This window comes from Paenibacillus sp. JCM 18996 (genome assembly GCF_055392555.1).
This window is the reverse complement of record NZ_AP043884.1, coordinates 1,617,203-1,632,500: the sequence shown is the minus strand read 5'-3', so window position 1 is coordinate 1,632,500 and position 15,298 is coordinate 1,617,203. Positions and strand designations below refer to the sequence as shown.

The following is a 15,298-nucleotide window of genomic DNA, read 5'->3' as shown; positions in this document are numbered from 1 at the left end:
AAGGTGCCCGTACCGCAAACCGACACAGGTAGGCGAGAAGAGAATTCTAAGGCGCGCGGAAGAACTCTCGTTAAGGAACTCGGCAAAATGACCCCGTAACTTCGGGAGAAGGGGTGCCCCGGTAAGGTGAATAGCCTGAGGGGGCCGCAGTGAAAAGGCCCAAGCGACTGTTTAGCAAAAACACAGGTCTGTGCGAAGCCGCAAGGCGAAGTATACGGGCTGACGCCTGCCCGGTGCTGGAAGGTTAAGGGGAGTGGTTAGGTGCAAACCGAAGCTGTGAACCGAAGCCCCAGTAAACGGCGGCCGTAACTATAACGGTCCTAAGGTAGCGAAATTCCTTGTCAGGTAAATTCTGACCCGCACGAATGGCGTAACGACTTGGGCGCTGTCTCAACGAGAGATCCGGTGAAATTTTAATACCTGTGAAGATGCAGGTTACCCGCGACAAGACGGAAAGACCCCATGGAGCTTTACTGCAGCTTGATATTGAATTTGGGTACGATCTGTACAGGATAGGTGGGAGCCTAAGAAGCATGAGCGCCAGCTTGTGCGGAGGCGACGTTGGGATACCACCCTGATCGTATCTAGGTTCTAACCTGGGTCCGTGATCCGGATCGGGAACAGTGTCAGGCGGGCAGTTTGACTGGGGCGGTCGCCTCCTAAAGAGTAACGGAGGCGCCCAAAGGTTCCCTCAGAATGGTTGGAAATCATTCGAAGAGTGCAAAGGCAGAAGGGAGCTTGACTGCGAGACAAACAGGTCGAGCAGGGACGAAAGTCGGGCTTAGTGATCCGGTGGTACCGAATGGAAGGGCCATCGCTCAACGGATAAAAGCTACCCTGGGGATAACAGGCTTATCTCCCCCAAGAGTCCACATCGACGGGGAGGTTTGGCACCTCGATGTCGGCTCATCGCATCCTGGGGCTGAAGTAGGTCCCAAGGGTTGGGCTGTTCGCCCATTAAAGCGGTACGCGAGCTGGGTTCAGAACGTCGTGAGACAGTTCGGTCCCTATCTGTCGCGGGCGCAGGAAATTTGAGAGGAGCTGTCCTTAGTACGAGAGGACCGGGATGGACGTACCGCTGGTGTACCAGTTGTTCCGCCAGGAGCACCGCTGGGTAGCCAAGTACGGAAGGGATAAGCGCTGAAAGCATCTAAGCGTGAAGCCCCCCTCAAGATGAGATTTCCCAATTCAGTAAGACCCCTTGTAGACGACGAGGTAGATAGGTTCGGGGTGGAAGTGCAGCAATGCATGCAGCTGACGAATACTAATCGGTCGAGGGCTTAACCCTAATACCCAAGAAAGTGAAGAGGAAGCTGACGAAGCGGAATCCGAAATACTTTCTCGGGGCCCGAAAGAACAAACAAGCTTACGTTGAATTCGCTGCTAGTTTTCAGGGAATAAACACCCTGAAAGAAATAAAACGTTTGGTGATCATGGCGAAGGGGAACCACGCGTACCCATACCGAACACGGCCGTTAAGCCCTTCAGCGCCGATGGTACTTGGACCGCAGGGTCCCGGGAGAGTAGGACATTGCCAAGCGTTTCTTCTTTATGCCTTTATCAAGTGGGTCCGCTTTATCAAGTTGGTCCGTTGGTCAAGGGGTTAAGACACGTCCCTTTTACGGAGGTAACAGGGGTTCGAATGCCCTATAGATCAGATTGCCTGCCAAGTGGCATGATATGGAATCCAATAAAGTTTGTTTGCCGCCTGTTGCCAGTACTTCAAATATAAGGAGGCTTAGCTCAGCTGGGAGAGCATCTGCCTTACAAGCAGAGGGTCGGCGGTTCGATCCCGTCAGCCTCCACCATAGAACTTTTTAACGACGCGGGGTGGAGCAGCCCGGTAGCTCGTCGGGCTCATAACCCGAAGGCCGCAGGTTCAAATCCTGCCCCCGCAATATATTATGGAGCTGTGGTGTAGAGGCCTAACATGCCTGCCTGTCACGCAGGAGACCGCGAGTTCGAATCTCGTCAGCTCCGCCATAACTTGTCACAGATGCGAGAGTGATAAGTTCGTTGATGCGTTACCGTATAATGGGGATTAGCCAAGCGGTAAGGCAACGGACTTTGACTCCGTCATGCCTAGGTTCGAATCCTAGATCCCCAGTATCCTTACTCTATTATTCCTAGAGCATGAGCCATTAGCTCAGTCGGTAGAGCACCTGACTTTTAATCAGGGTGTCGAAGGTTCGAGTCCTTCATGGCTCACCATTTAATTTTAATTGGCGCGTATGGCGGAATTGGCAGACGCACTAGACTTAGGATCTAGCGGGCGACCGTGGGGGTTCAAGTCCCTCTACGCGCATCAATAAGAGAGAGCTTTTAACAAACCCATGTTCAAAGCTTCTTTTCTTTTTTAACAGTTATCAGCCTGTCATAAAACATTTGCAATTTCTTAAAAAAGCTGATATATTATTTCTTGCCGCTGTTAAACAGCGTGCTTATGCGGAAGTGGCTCAGCGGTAGAGCATCGCCTTGCCAAGGCGAGGGTCGCGGGTTCGATTCCCGTCTTCCGCTCCATTTATTGCTTCGCAAATGTGAAGCCTGTTATTTCAAATGACATTTGCCTCGAAGATGCCTGAGTGCCCTTAGCTCAGCTGGATAGAGCTTTTGACTACGAATCAAAAGGTCAGGAGATCGAATCTCTCAGGGCACGCCACTTTAACTCAATTTGCCGGTATGGCGGAATTGGCAGACGCGCGCGACTCAAAATCGTGAGGGAAACCGTGGGGGTTCAAGTCCCTCTACCGGCACCACATACTATATCGGGACGTAGCTCAGCTTGGTAGAGCACCTGGTTTGGGACCAGGGGGTCGCATGTTCGAATCGTGTCGTCCCGATGTTTAGTTACAATGCGGATGTAGTTCAATGGTAGAACTTTAGCCTTCCAAGCTAATAGCGTGGGTTCGATTCCCATCATCCGCTCCATACATATGCGAAAGAATCTTCGAACGATTGCTCGTTCGGGGATTTTTTAACTTCATAGAAAGTTTTGGAGGAAACAGTAGCTTCCACGCCACATTCACATTCTGTTCGGCTTACTACGTCGCGGTAAAATTGCTCCTCAGCAGGGCTGTTTTGGAACATCACACGGCGCTGGCTGTCAAACCCGCGCCACTGATGAACGAAATGGTTGAAATCGATTATACGGAACTAAAGTTTGCAAGTAGATCCGGTTACTCATCAAGTAACAGGAAAAGCTCCCTGTAATCTGCTTTCTTAATGTGTTGTCGTCCCCAGCCTTTACTGCAAAAGAAAACCTTGGCTCTCGAGGTATGATTTCATATGTGCTCTGGCCTTTACCTTCATCTTTTCCGCCATTTGCTCGGACCAGGAACGCTCCACTTTGCCGCCGGTCCGCTCCTTCATGTAATGGCGTACCACCCAATCATAGTCGTTTATATGCTCTTCTATGGAAGCCTTATTGTAACCGTTGAGGTGAAATACGGCTTCTTTGGCTAAACGGGGACGCAGCAGCGTCTGCTGGTCGGGATAGCCCATACACATTCCAAAGACAGGGTATACAAGCTCAGGCAGTTTAAGCAGCTTGGTGACCTCGGCAATCCGGTTGCGAATCCCGCCGATGTAGACTATTCCGAGTCCCTGTGCTTCTGCGGCGACCGCGGCGTTCTGGGCGGCAAGCGCGGTATCAACCGTGCCTATTATGAAATTCTCAGTCGTTTCCGCGATAAATGGTTCGCCATGCATTCGGCTTGCTTCGCGTAGTCTATACAAGTCGGCACACCAGACGAGAAAAATGGGGCATTGCTCTATGTAGGCTTGATTTCCGGACAGGACTGACAATTCTTTTTTAAGTTTGGGATCGGTGACTCCAATGACGCTGTATGCCTGGACGTTGCTCGAAGTGGAGGCCATCTGGGCCGATTGTAAAATAAGCTCCAGTTTCTCGGGTTCGACAAGCTGGTCTTTGAATTTTCGCACGGAACGATGCCGGAGCATGGTAGTGATCGTCGAATTCATGGGGTGGAGCCTCCTTGTGACTGAAATGGAATGTTTATAAAATAGCACTAATGCCTGCCGGATTCAAATTCACCTTCAAAGGAGCTTGCAACCTCGTGCGAAAATGCCACATTTCAGCTATGGTCATATACGGGGAAGTTAGAGACTGAGCCCCGTGCGAAGATGCCCCATTTCAACGATGATGGTCTTAAAAAGAGCCGGCATAGACTGAGTCCTGCGTAAATACGACAGTTTGAATCTCGTTGTTAACGGGATACTCCCTTATTTTTTCGGTAAGATGTCGGATTCATTCCATAAAACGCGGTAAACTGCTTTGCGAAATAAAAAGGGCTCTGAAATCCCACGTCTTGTGAAATCTCTCCAATCGACCGGTTCGTATATTCGAGAAGACGGGCGGCATGGCGCAGCCTAAGCTTGATGAGCGTTTCCACAATCGAGTCGCCGACCTGCTGCTTGAACAGATGAGCCAGCCGGGACGGTGACAAGGATACCATTCGCGCGAGCTCAGAGACCGATCTGTTATGCTGCAGGTTCTCCGTAAGAAATGTGAGCACTTGCTCGACCCTTGGGTCTATACTCTGCCGGGCGCGGGATGCCAACTGCCCTGAAGCGACCAGCAAGGCCTCCTCTAAGGCGTTGAGCGCGAGCTCCTCATGAAAAGCACCGGTCCTTCGGCTGTCCCCTATCATACGCAGGAAGCATTGCCTGACACGTGTAAAAAGATGCGGCTCCTGAATGTTCACATGAAGCAGACCTTTTGTGAGCTCTGGCCACTGCAGGTACCGGTTCCATCCAGGCAGAGGAACAAAATGCGCCCACATAAAATCCCACGTTATGCCTCTTTTTGTATGGTAATGGTGAGTAGTGCCAGGGAGCAGGATGATGAGATCTCCTTTGGTGCAGGGATATGCATTGCCGTCTAATAAATAGGTGCCTTCTCCGTCAAGCGTAAAGGTGATCAGCCAGTCCCTCGTTCCTTTGGAACGGTAGGTTTCATATTCGCCGCCACGAATAAAGTGGTCCGCCACCAGCAATCCGGGAGCAGGGGCCAGCGTATCCTCTAATGGTGGAAAAGCAGCAGGATCGTTATGGTTTTCAGCCATTCGCATCATTCCTTTCCCGTTTCTTTCATTTTACAATGAATATAGAACTGATAAAAGAATGAGGAGATTTAAAATGAATAACGTGAACCGGCAAAATTCCGTGTGCGAGCAGCAATTGCAGCAGTTTCAGCAGGAGGGGTATTTGGTTGTGAAAGGGCTTTTCAGCCCGCAGGAAGTGGAAGAGATCAAAATTAACTTTATGGACATGCATGCAGGCGGGCCTATCGAAGGCTGTTTTAAGCCTTCCACTCCGGAAGAAGCCAAAGGGGACATCCTCAAGCTGTATCCCCGTATGATGCACCCGCACCGTGTGAATGATTTGGCGTTCCGGTACATGATTCATCCCAAAGTACTGAATGTGCTGGAGTTATTGTTCGGTGAAGAAGCGTTGGCCGCGCAGAGCATGTTCTATTTCAAACCACCCGGCGCGAAAGGGCAGGCGCTGCATCAGGATAATTTTTACCTGAAGGTGGAACCGGGAACCTGCATCGCCGCCTGGACCGCGGTAGATGCTGCCGATGAAGAGAACGGGGGCCTGATGGTCGTTCCGAGGTCGAACGGGCTTGACATCGAGTGCCCGCACGAGGCGGACCCGAACGTATCTTTTACAACCGATGAAGTGACCGTTCCGGAAGGGATGCCGGTGATACCGGTGAATATGGCCGCGGGGGACGTTCTTTTCTTTAACGGGAGCATCATACACGGATCTTATCCGAACCAGTCGGCCGACCGTTTTCGGAGAGCGTTCATCTGCCATTACACCGGCGCTTCCACCAGTCGCATAGGTAAATATTACAAGCCGCTGTTCGATGCGGCGGGTAATGAGGTAGACATCGAGTCCAACACGGATTCGGGTCCTTGCGGAGTGGAGTATGCGGCCATGGGACCCCATTAATAGGAAAAGGACAGCCCCGTGCGGCTATCCTTTTCCTAGACCCCGCTACGCCCGATGTAAAGTGAAAACCGTCAGCTCCGGACGGCAGAGGAAGCGGACAGGGAAGACCGAAACGCCGATTCCGCGGTTGGTATACACTTGCAATTTTCCTCCGCCCAGCGTATATAGACCGTCCACATATTTGCGGCCGTACAAAGGAAGAGCCGAGGTATTGCCGATCAAAGGCAGACGCACCTGGCCGCCGTGGCTGTGTCCGGACAGCTGCAGGTCAACCGGATGCCGTACGGCGACATCAGCAAAATCCGGCGCATGGGAGAGAAGCAGCACGAATTCGTCAGGCTTGGCGGATTGCAAGGCCACCTCAAGATCCGGCTTTCCTTCCCCCATATCGTCGACACCGGCAACCCTGATTGCAGCCCCTCCGCGTTGTATGGGGAGCGATGCATTGGTGAGCGTATTAAACCCCGCTGTCCTCAGCACGCCGGCAACTTTTTTGGCACCGGCGATATAATCATGATTTCCCACAACCGCCCATTTGCCCAGAGGAGCATTCAGCTTGGCCAAGGCACCGATAACTTCCTGCGCATCCGAACCAATGGACGAGTCATACAGATCACCGGTCATGCAGATCAAATCCGCCTGCAGAAGGTTGATTTTATCCACCAGACGGAGGAGCTGCTCTTGGCCAAAGTGGAAGCCGTAATGAATATCGCTGAATTGGACGACTCGAAGTCCGTGGAAGGCTTGCGGAAGTTTTGCGAAACTCAGTAACACCTCATTCGTGACGATCCAGTTGATCTCGGCAAATCGGGCATAACCGAAGCCCAGAAAGGGGACTACTGCCAGGGCTGCGGCCCATTTAGCCCCTTTTTTCAGAAACGTCCTTCTGGTTATCTTAGAATTGAATTCCGCTCCGTTCGCATCGGTCGAGTTGTTCATCTGCAATCCTGCCCTTGTGTCTTTTTTTGTTTAGTGTAGAGAGAGGAGCGGATTGTGTCAAATGTTGTTTCCATAAAGACAAACCGCCGTACCCGGCCCGGGAAACGGCGGCTCCATTCTAAGGCTTTTGCATAATCTGCTCCTTCAGACTCTCCGTCCAACGGTTATATTTCTCAAGGGCCAACCCCTCCGCCAAAATATGCCGCGCCTTATACGCGCCTTCCTCGATGGAGTTCGCTTTGCCCGCAATCCACAGCCGTACGGCACTGTTAAGCAGCACCATATTCATAAAAGGCGTCTCCGCTTCCCCGCGGAGGACCGACAGCGTAACGGCTGCCTGCTCCTGTGCGGTCCACTCTTTTTCCGGGCAATCGGCATCCAGCTCCAAGAGCTCCGGGTCAATGATAAAAAGCTCGCTGGTTCCGTCATGAACGAGATAGGTGCGGGTCTTTCGATCTACGGCAAGGTCTTCCGAACCTTCCATTCCCTGAATAATAATCCCTTTCTGCACACCGAGCTCGATCAGCATTCTGGCCATTTTTTCAAATACGGTTCCGTGAAACACTCCGACAGCCATAAAATGCGCATCCGTCGGGCGAAGCAGCTTCTCTACACTGTTATACACGGTGCGCAGTCCCATCTCGATTCTGACGGGCCTGATTGACGCTAGCGGCGGACACCATTGTTCCGTAGGAACGAATAGAAAGCCGGATTGCCCAGCGGCCTTAATCCACGTTTCTTGCGATAGCCGCCCGGTTTCAATTCCCATCTCATGAAGCACATCCACAAAAGTGACACCCCACTTGGGGGGGAGAGAGGGGCTGCCGTGCAGCACTGCAGGTACCCCAGAAGTCGAAAGCACAAAAGAACTGGCCAGTGTAGCCATAAAAGAACGGTTTCGGCCGTCGTACGGTCCAGCAGAGTCAAAGCTTCCTTTGACGGGAAACTGCTTGGAATGCGAGCGGTAGGTGTCTATAAACGCCCTGATCTCCTCAACCGATTCCATTTTAATCCGTTCGGCTGCAAGGAAAGCCCCTATCTGTACAGGGGTTGCCGTTCCGGTCAAGATCGACTCGGCAGCCTGCAGAGCTTCCTCATAGGTCAAATCCCTCGCCCCGCGCTTGCCTCTCCCAACTTCTTTGAGCAGTGAAATCATGATCTGTACCCTCCTTTTTTCTGATCCTGCAGCAGCTGGTACACCTTCACAATAGAGGCTGCCACATCGACGATACGTTTTCTTTCATTCATAGCCTGTTTGCGTAAAAATTCGTAAGCTTCGGCTTCGGGAATTTTCTTGATTTCGCTAAGAATCCGCTTGGCCTGCTCGATCCATTTCCGTTCTTCCAGCTTCGATAAAAGCTGCTCCCGTTCCTGCCTCCACTCCGAACGCTGAAAATAGTGATTGAAAGAAAGCATCAGGGCGCAGTGAATATCGGCGGGACTCATACCCGGGGACAGCATGCCGTCAATATCCGTATCCAACGTGCACTCTCCGGGAACATAGGTCCATTCGTCACACCACCAAAGGATGGGGACTCTTCCGTTCTCCTGAATTTTCTGCCTCCATCCGGAAATATGCTGTGCCGGTACGGAAAGAATAGCGGCGTCCGCTTTGTGAAGATGCAGGTTGATCTCTTTATAGGAAGTAACCATATGAATACGATACCCCAAATGGCTTAATTTCGCTTTCGGCGAATAATCCGCGGTGGGCGGCTGCTTCCCGGACGAACGGGAAGACACGGTCTGGAGCCGGGTTACCGCTAAATCATCGATAAGTACTAAAGATTGAAGCATATAATAACCCCCAACAAAAGATTTGGTGCGGGAAGACACGGCCTGTTGAAGAAGCATAACAGTAGATGTTAATTTTTCTACAAATAATAGTAACATAAGGCTTCTTTTTGTCAATTGAAATCAATTTATATTATTTGCAATCAAAATTTATGTTATATTTATTGACATAAACATGATGCGCACATATAATAAAAGTGTCACAACAATCGTGACCACAACTGTTATAAACGATATTGGCACACCGGCGTGTCATTTTTCGGGCAACGAAGCCTAATTGTGTGAGTTTTATTCACGCGTGAGGGCTTTTTTTGTTAACTAAAAGATAAAGGAGAGAGTGGAGATGGAGAGTAAAGGCTTTCTGCAAAGCGGTCACAAAGGGTCTTTGTTCAGCGCGTTCTTATATTTCGACCTGAGCTTTATGGTATGGGTGCTGCTGGGGCCTTTGGCCGTCATTATAGCGAATGAATTTCATTTGGATGCGGCCCAAAAGGCTAATCTTGTCGCTCTTCCAATTCTGGGCGGTTCTATCCTGAGGCTTGTGTTAGGTTACTTGACAGACGCCATAGGTCCTAAACGGACTGGGCAAATCGGATTGAGTTTGACTTTGCTGCCGCTCATATTGGGCTGGCAGTTCGCCAACACCATGTCCGGGCTTTATGCGGTGGCCCTGCTTTTGGGAATAGCCGGCGCCAGCTTTGCCGCTGCGCTTCCGTTGGCAAGCCGATGGTATCCGCCGCAGTATCAGGGCTTGGCAATGGGGATTGCCGGAGCGGGCAACAGCGGAACGATTCTGGCGACCTTGTTCGCCAACCGGATCGCTGAGCACTACGGCAGCTGGCATGTTGTTTTTGGTCTGGCTATGATTCCGATCGTTTTGACGCTGGTCGCTTTTACATTGCTGGCCCAAGACAGTCCTAACCAACCGGCCCCCAAGAAAATGAAGGATTACGCGAATGTCCTGAGGCAAAAGGATTCCTGGCTCTTCTGCATTCTATACAGCGTCACCTTTGGAGGATTTGTGGGGATGTCCAATTATTTGACGATCTTTTTCAATACCCAGTATGGGCTGTCTCCGGTTAAAGCGGCGGATTTCGCTACTTTGTGCATCATCGCGGGGAGCTTTTTCAGGCCGGTGGGAGGCTGGCTGTCCGATAAATTGGGCGGAATCCGGATGCTGATCGTGCTCTATGCGGTGGTATGCGTCATGATGGCCGGAATTTCCACCTTGCCGAATATGACTTACACGACGGTTATGCTCTTTATCGCGATGATGTGCCTCGGAATGGGCAACGGCTCGGTGTTCCAGCTCGTGCCTCAGCGTTTTGGCGAACAAATCGGGATTGTGACGGGAATTGTGGGAGCCGCAGGAGGGCTGGGAGGCTACTTTCTGCCCAAAATCCTGGGCAACCTGAAGCTCGCCACGGGCAGCTTTTCCTCAGGTTTTATGATCCTTAGCGGGATTGCGCTGCTGTCAGTGTTTATAGTAGCTGTTGCCCAGGTGAAGTGGAAGCGTGCCTGGATCGGCGAAGGGGGAAAGGTGAAACAGGCGGGCGAAGGTATTTTAAAAGACGGTTCTCTCGGGCAGGATTCGAAAGCTGTTGTCTGACATCGTTACCTATAAAGGGAGGAATTCATCATGGCAAACAAAGAAAAATTGGTTCTCATCGGCAACGGTATGGCAGGCATGAATACGATCGAGCATCTGGTGAAGCTTGCGCCGCACAAATATGAGATTACGGTTTTCGGGGCGGAGCCGCATCCCAATTACAACCGGATTCTGCTCTCCCATGTGCTTGTCGGGGATTCCAAAGTAGACGACATCGTGATTCATCCCTATGAATGGTACGAGGCCAACGGGATACGGCTGTATACAGGGCAAAAGGTGACGGACATTGACACGGAGGCCCGTACGGTCACCGGCGAGGAAGGTGTGACGGTATCTTACGATAAGCTCATTCTCGCTACGGGATCGAATCCGTTCATGCTTCCACTGCCCGGTGCGGATAAGGAAGGCGTAATGGCTTACAGGACGATAGGCGATTGCGAACGGATGATGGCTGCGGCCAAAAAATACAAGAAAGCGGTCGTCATAGGCGGCGGACTGCTTGGGCTGGAGGCGGCCAGAGGCTTTCTCAACCTGGGAATGCAGGTCGATGTCGTACACATTACGGACATGATCATGGAGCGCCAGCTGGATCCGCCCGCATCGAGAATGCTCCGGGAAGCGTTGGAATCGCAGGGAATGAACTTTTTGCTGGAAAAACAATCTGCGTCAATAATCGGCGGGCAGAGGGCAGAGGGGTTGAAATTTAAGGACGGCACCGTGGCAAAGGCCGATTTAATCGTGATGGCTGTAGGAATCCGGCCGAATGTGGAGCTGGCAAAGCGCGCAGGCTTGGCTTTGAATCCGGGAATTGTCGTAGACGATTATTTGCAAACGAGCGATCCGCACATCTACGCTGTAGGAGAATGCGCCCAGCACCGCGGTGTCGCCTATGGCCTGGTAGCACCGCTTTACGAGCAGGGCGCCGTCCTGGCGAAGCGTCTGGCCGGAGCGGAAACAGCTCCATATGAAGGCTCCATCGTCTACACGAAACTAAAGGTATCCGGCGTGGATGTGTTCTCCGGAGGACAATTCAACGACAGGGAGGGAACCAAAGCGATTCGCGTGCACGATGAATTCAGCGGCATTTATAAAAAAGTAGTGATCAAGGATAACAAAATCATCGGGGCGGTCCTTTTCGGCGATACCTCGGACAGTACGCGACTGATGCAAATGATCCGCAGCGGCACGGATGTCGCCGGTATGGAGAAAACGTCCATTCTTCAGGACGGAGCGGCAGGGAGCGCGGGAGGTTCGAATGCGGCCGGTTTGCCGGATGATGCGATCATCTGCGGCTGCAACGGAGTCAGCAAGGGAACGATCTGTTCCGCAATCAAGGACCAGGGATTATCTTCGGTGGAAGAGGTCAGAAACTGCACGTCCGCTTCCCGGTCCTGCGGAGGCTGTAAGCCGCTTGTCAGCGAACTGCTGGCGGCCGCGCTCGGAGACGGATTTAAGCAATCGGTGAAGGAAACGATGTGCGGCTGCACGGATCTGTCGCGTGAGGAAATTGTGGAAGCGATCCGGACGAAGGAGCTGTCGCATGTCAGAGAAGTGATGAATGTACTCGGGTGGAAGAAAGAAGAAGGCTGTTCCAAATGCCGTCCTGCAATCAATTACTACCTGGGCATGGTTTCTCCTGAAACATACAAGGACGACAGGACATCCCGCTTCGTCAATGAGCGGATGCACGCCAATATTCAGAAGGACGGCACTTATTCCGTAGTTCCCCGTATCTACGGGGGTGTCACGAACCCTTCCGAGCTCAAGCGGATCGCCGAGGTGGCGGAGAAGTACAATATTCCGACGGTGAAGTTTACAGGGGGGCAGAGGATTGACTTGCTGGGAGTAAAGAAAGAGGATCTTACAGCGGTGTGGGAGGATCTCGGTATGCCTTCCGGATACGCGTACGGCAAGGCGCTGCGCACCGTGAAAACCTGTGTGGGCGAAGACTACTGCAGGTTCGGCACCGCCGATTCCATGGGTATGGGAATACGGCTCGAGAAGCGGTTTGAGCGGTTGAATACGCCGGCCAAGGTGAAATTGGCTGTATCCGGATGTCCCCGAAACTGCGCCGAATCCGTGATCAAGGACCTTGGAGTAGTGGCGATCGACGGAGGCTGGGAGCTTTATGCGGGCGGCAACGGCGGCGTTAAAGTGAGAGCGGGCGACCTGCTGCTGACGGTTAAGACGGAGGACCAAGTCATGGAATACAGCGAGGCTTACCTGCAGTATTACCGGGAAACGGGAATTTACGGCGAACGCACATCGGAATGGGTGAAGCGCCTTGGAATCGAACAGATAAGGAACACGATACAGGACGAGGAACAGCGCAAAGCGCTCCGCGCCAGAATGGATACGGCATTATCGGTTACGCAGGATCCATGGAAGGAAGCGGTGGAGAGCAGCAGGCTGCGCAAGGAACTGTTCGAAGTGGTCGAGCTCGCAGGCGACAAACAATAAAGAAATTACGAAAGGGGAAATTAGTATGAGTAAGCACTCCGATTTGAAATGGATCAAAATCAGCGCCATAGACGATCTGCCTATCAATCTGGGAAAAACGTTCCGACACGACAATATCGAAATTGCCGTCTTCCGGATGGCCAGCGGCAAAGTGCATGCGATACAGAACCGCTGTCCGCATAAGCAGGGAGTATTGGCGGAAGGCATAGTGTGCGACGATCACGTGTTCTGCCCGATGCACGACCGTAAAATCCATCTGCCAAGCGGTTTGGTGCAGGCTCCGGATACCGGATGTGTGGAAAAGTATCCGGTTCAGATCAATGAAGGAATCGTGTATATTGCTTTCCCGGTAAAGAAAGAGCTTGCGAGCTGACAAAGAGAGATGCAGTCGGAGGAGTGATGGAAATGGGGAGCCTAACGTCCCATTGCTGTTTTTGCTCAATGCAGTGCGGCCTTCAGCTGGTACCTGGAGAATCCGGCTGGAAGGTGAAGCCAAGTGCGGATTTCCCTGTTGCCACCGGCCGGCTGTGCCAGAAAGGGCTTAATTCGCTCGAGCATGTAGTCCACGAGGAAAGAATCACGAAGCCCCGGCAGAGGTCCGGCAGCGGCTGGATTGACAGCACATGGGATTCGGCCATCAAGTCGATCGCAGGCGAAATCCGCCAAATCCAGGAGCAACACGGGCGTAACGCCATTGCCGTATATGGAGGAGGCTCGCTTACCAATGAGGTTTGTTATTTGCTGGGCAAGTTTACTCGCGTAGCGCTGCGCTCCAAGTATGTCGATTATAACGGCAGATACTGTATGTCCTCAGCGGCGGCAGCGGGACTGAGAGCTTTTGGAACCGACAGGGGCATGACGATGCCCTTGTCCGAAATACCGCATGCGAAGTATATCATGCTGGCGGGCACCAATATTGCGGAATGCCAGCCGACGATGATGCCCTATCTGCTGGAGGCGAAGAAGAACGGAGCGGTCGTTGTGACGATCGATCCGAGGAATACGATGACCTCCAAAATCGCGGATATTCATGTCCGGCTGCAGCCCGGATTCGATTCCGTGTTTGTCAACGGACTCCTTCATGTGATTGCGGCTGAAAATTTATACGATGAGGTATTTATACGTAAGCGGACGGAAGGAATGGAAGCTGTCCGGCAAGCGGTAAAAGACTACACTCCGGACCGGATTGAGCAGCTGACGGGAATCCTGCCGGAAGTAACCCGAACTATAGCGAGAGGCTTCGCCAAGGCGAAGTCTGGGATCGTGCTGACGGCGCGCGGACTGGAACAGCAAATTAATGGCGTAGAGAACACGTTGAATTATATTAACCTTGTCCTTCTGACCGGCAAAATCGGGAAGCCGGGCTGCGGCTACGGCGCGGTGACCGGACAAGCGAACGGGCAGGGGGGCCGGGAGCACGGGCTGAAGGCGGATCAGCTGCCGGGCTACAGACAGATTGAAGATCCCTCAGCGCGCGCGCACGTTGCCGCTGTATGGGGAATCGATCCCGAAGAGCTGCCGGGAAAAGGGGTCTCCGCTTATGAAATGCTGCAAAAAGCCGGCGAAGGCGAGATCAAGGCGATGATCGTGCTTGGATCCAACCCGCTCGTATCCAGTCCGAACAGCGAAAAAGTGCGGGAAGCTTTGAAAAAACTGGAGCTGCTGGTCGTTGTGGACTTGTTCGAGACGGAAACCGCCGAATACGCGCACTGGCTGCTGCCGGGTTCTTCTTTTACGGAGGCGGAGGGCACTTTAACCAATCTCGAAGGGCGTGTGTTCCATCGTCCCCAAGCGATGCAGCTGCCTGGCGACTCCCGGCTTGATATTAATATTCTATGCGATTTGGCGGAAGAGCTTGGAAGAGGGCAGTATTTCCGCTATTCGGGGCCGGAAGATATATTCAATGAATTGCGGACCGCTTCCGCCGGCGGAAAGGCTGACTATAACGGAATCACCTATGCCAGGCTGAGGAAGGAACAGGGGGTTTTCTGGCCTTGTCCGTCGGAGAATCACCCTGGAACACCGGTAATGTTTGCGGAAAAATTCGATCATCCCGACGGCAGGGCCAGACTGTTCGGGATAACGCCGAAAATGCCTGCGGAGCCCATAGACAGCGATTATCCTTTCGTATTGACTACAGGGCGGCTGCCGAACCAGTATTTAAGCGGAGCCCAGACCCGCCGCTCAGCCGCATTAAACAGGAAGGCGCCGGTGCCGCTGGCCGAGCTTCATCCGCGGTTGGCGGAAAGGATAGGGCTGGGTGTGGGTGACAGGGTGCGGATCACAAGCCGCCGCGGTTCCATGGTGTGCGCTGTGAAGGTGACCGAGTCAATTCAACCGAGGACGGTGTTTGTGCCGTTTCACTGGGGCGGGGAGCAATCCGTAAACCGGGTGACCGTGGACGCTCTGGATCCTGCGAGCCGTATGCCGGAGTTCAAAATATGCGCTGTGAGAGTAGAGCCTGCAGAGTAGGTATTTTGGTGTTTACTTGTCCCAACGCGCGCTGGGAGAACCGCGTGT

The 15,298-nt window shown here is 52.6% G+C and carries 10 protein-coding genes, 12 tRNA genes and 2 rRNA genes (1 of these 24 only partly in view); 19 read left to right on the top strand and 5 right to left on the bottom strand.

From position 1 onward, the window contains the following. From ACZ5N7_RS08195 to ACZ5N7_RS08130, 14 genes are all read left to right on the top strand, one after another. Nucleotides 1-1,288, top strand: a 23S ribosomal RNA gene (locus ACZ5N7_RS08195) (it extends 1,638 nt beyond the left edge of the window). A 135-nt stretch (nt 1,289-1,423) separates the two neighbouring features. Further along, a 5S ribosomal RNA gene (rrf, locus tag ACZ5N7_RS08190) occupies nt 1,424-1,540 on the top strand. 45 nt (nt 1,541-1,585) lie between these two features. Beyond that, nucleotides 1,586-1,657: transfer RNA gene (locus tag ACZ5N7_RS08185), tRNA-Lys, on the top strand. A 75-nt stretch (nt 1,658-1,732) separates the two neighbouring features. Further along, a tRNA-Val gene (locus tag ACZ5N7_RS08180) sits at nt 1,733-1,808 on the top strand. Between the two features lie 16 nt (nt 1,809-1,824). Then, nucleotides 1,825-1,898 (top strand) — tRNA-Met (locus tag ACZ5N7_RS08175). A gap of 8 nt (nt 1,899-1,906) precedes the next feature. Then, nucleotides 1,907-1,983: transfer RNA gene (locus ACZ5N7_RS08170), tRNA-Asp, on the top strand. Nucleotides 1,984-2,035: 52 nt separating this feature from the next. Then, nucleotides 2,036-2,107, top strand: a tRNA-Gln gene (locus tag ACZ5N7_RS08165). A gap of 28 nt (nt 2,108-2,135) precedes the next feature. Next, nucleotides 2,136-2,211: transfer RNA gene (locus tag ACZ5N7_RS08160), tRNA-Lys, on the top strand. Between the two features lie 14 nt (nt 2,212-2,225). Continuing rightward, nucleotides 2,226-2,305: transfer RNA gene (locus ACZ5N7_RS08155), tRNA-Leu, on the top strand. Nucleotides 2,306-2,445: 140 nt separating this feature from the next. After that, nucleotides 2,446-2,520, top strand: a tRNA-Gly gene (locus tag ACZ5N7_RS08150). A gap of 62 nt (nt 2,521-2,582) precedes the next feature. Then, nucleotides 2,583-2,659 (top strand) — tRNA-Arg (locus tag ACZ5N7_RS08145). A 14-nt stretch (nt 2,660-2,673) separates the two neighbouring features. After that, nucleotides 2,674-2,756 (top strand) — tRNA-Leu (locus ACZ5N7_RS08140). Nucleotides 2,757-2,766: 10 nt separating this feature from the next. Then, nucleotides 2,767-2,840 (top strand) — tRNA-Pro (locus tag ACZ5N7_RS08135). Nucleotides 2,841-2,854: 14 nt separating this feature from the next. Beyond that, nucleotides 2,855-2,928 (top strand) — tRNA-Gly (locus tag ACZ5N7_RS08130). Nucleotides 2,929-3,243: 315 nt separating this feature from the next. Here ACZ5N7_RS08130 and nfsA read toward each other — a convergent pair. After that, entirely contained in the window at nt 3,244-3,981 is a 738-nt protein-coding gene (gene nfsA, locus ACZ5N7_RS08125) for an oxygen-insensitive NADPH nitroreductase (protein ID WP_464658615.1), read from the bottom strand. Between the two features lie 245 nt (nt 3,982-4,226). Next, on the bottom strand, nt 4,227-5,084 hold the full coding sequence (locus ACZ5N7_RS08120) for a helix-turn-helix domain-containing protein (RefSeq protein WP_464658614.1): 858 nt from the start codon (nt 5,082-5,084) through the stop codon (nt 4,227-4,229). Nucleotides 5,085-5,157: 73 nt separating this feature from the next. Between ACZ5N7_RS08120 and ACZ5N7_RS08115 the strand changes: the two genes are divergently transcribed. Further along, nucleotides 5,158-5,979 carry a phytanoyl-CoA dioxygenase family protein gene (locus tag ACZ5N7_RS08115; protein ID WP_464658613.1) on the top strand — a complete coding sequence of 274 codons (822 nt, stop codon included), beginning with the start codon at nt 5,158-5,160 and terminating at the stop codon, nt 5,977-5,979. Between the two features lie 45 nt (nt 5,980-6,024). Here the strand turns inward: ACZ5N7_RS08115 and ACZ5N7_RS08110 are convergent, their stop codons facing one another. The 3 genes from ACZ5N7_RS08110 to ACZ5N7_RS08100 all read right to left on the bottom strand — a co-directional run bounded on the left by ACZ5N7_RS08110 (nt 6,025) and on the right by ACZ5N7_RS08100 (nt 8,712). Then, nucleotides 6,025-6,918 carry a metallophosphoesterase gene (locus ACZ5N7_RS08110; protein ID WP_464658612.1) on the bottom strand — a complete coding sequence of 298 codons (894 nt, stop codon included), beginning with the start codon at nt 6,916-6,918 and terminating at the stop codon, nt 6,025-6,027. A gap of 118 nt (nt 6,919-7,036) precedes the next feature. Beyond that, on the bottom strand, nt 7,037-8,074 hold the full coding sequence (locus ACZ5N7_RS08105; RefSeq protein ID WP_464658611.1) for an anthranilate phosphoribosyltransferase: 1,038 nt from the start codon (nt 8,072-8,074) through the stop codon (nt 7,037-7,039). Further along, nucleotides 8,071-8,712: an ANTAR domain-containing response regulator gene (locus ACZ5N7_RS08100; RefSeq protein ID WP_464658609.1), complete on the bottom strand. Its 642-nt coding sequence runs from the start codon at nt 8,710-8,712 to the stop codon at nt 8,071-8,073. Before ACZ5N7_RS08100 ends, ACZ5N7_RS08105 begins: the two co-directional genes overlap by 4 nt. 340 nt (nt 8,713-9,052) lie before the next feature. On the opposite strand from ACZ5N7_RS08100, the gene ACZ5N7_RS08095 reads away from it, so the two are divergent. From ACZ5N7_RS08095 to ACZ5N7_RS08080, 4 genes are read left to right on the top strand one after another with little or no spacing between them, the layout of a single operon-like run. Next, nucleotides 9,053-10,318, top strand: a complete 1,266-nt coding sequence (locus ACZ5N7_RS08095) for a nitrate/nitrite transporter (RefSeq protein WP_464658607.1) — start codon at nt 9,053-9,055, stop codon at nt 10,316-10,318. 30 nt (nt 10,319-10,348) lie between these two features. Further along, on the top strand, nt 10,349-12,778 hold the full coding sequence (gene nirB / locus ACZ5N7_RS08090) for a nitrite reductase large subunit NirB (protein WP_464658605.1): 2,430 nt from the start codon (nt 10,349-10,351) through the stop codon (nt 12,776-12,778). A 25-nt stretch (nt 12,779-12,803) separates the two neighbouring features. Next, nucleotides 12,804-13,151 (top strand): nitrite reductase small subunit NirD, encoded by a 348-nt coding sequence (gene nirD, locus ACZ5N7_RS08085; RefSeq protein ID WP_464658603.1) that lies wholly within the window; start codon nt 12,804-12,806, stop codon nt 13,149-13,151. Nucleotides 13,152-13,183: 32 nt separating this feature from the next. Next, nucleotides 13,184-15,250, top strand: coding sequence for a molybdopterin oxidoreductase family protein (locus tag ACZ5N7_RS08080; RefSeq protein ID WP_464658601.1), 2,067 nt, complete (start codon nt 13,184-13,186; stop codon nt 15,248-15,250). Nucleotides 15,251-15,298 lie beyond the last annotated feature (48 nt).

Coding starts and splice junctions, on each gene's coding strand:
- ACZ5N7_RS08100 (WP_464658609.1), bottom strand. CDS start 8,712: ATGCTTCAATCTTTAGTACTTATCGATGATTTAGCGGTAACCCGGCTC.
- ACZ5N7_RS08120 (WP_464658614.1), bottom strand. CDS start 5,084: ATGGCTGAAAACCATAACGATCCTGCTGCTTTTCCACCATTAGAGGAT.
- ACZ5N7_RS08105 (WP_464658611.1), bottom strand. CDS start 8,074: ATGATTTCACTGCTCAAAGAAGTTGGGAGAGGCAAGCGCGGGGCGAGG.
- nfsA (WP_464658615.1), bottom strand. CDS start 3,981: ATGAATTCGACGATCACTACCATGCTCCGGCATCGTTCCGTGCGAAAA.
- ACZ5N7_RS08115 (WP_464658613.1), top strand. CDS start 5,158: ATGAATAACGTGAACCGGCAAAATTCCGTGTGCGAGCAGCAATTGCAG.
- ACZ5N7_RS08080 (WP_464658601.1), top strand. CDS start 13,184: ATGGGGAGCCTAACGTCCCATTGCTGTTTTTGCTCAATGCAGTGCGGC.
- ACZ5N7_RS08110 (WP_464658612.1), bottom strand. CDS start 6,918: ATGAACAACTCGACCGATGCGAACGGAGCGGAATTCAATTCTAAGATA.
- nirD (WP_464658603.1), top strand. CDS start 12,804: ATGAGTAAGCACTCCGATTTGAAATGGATCAAAATCAGCGCCATAGAC.
- nirB (WP_464658605.1), top strand. CDS start 10,349: ATGGCAAACAAAGAAAAATTGGTTCTCATCGGCAACGGTATGGCAGGC.
- ACZ5N7_RS08095 (WP_464658607.1), top strand. CDS start 9,053: ATGGAGAGTAAAGGCTTTCTGCAAAGCGGTCACAAAGGGTCTTTGTTC.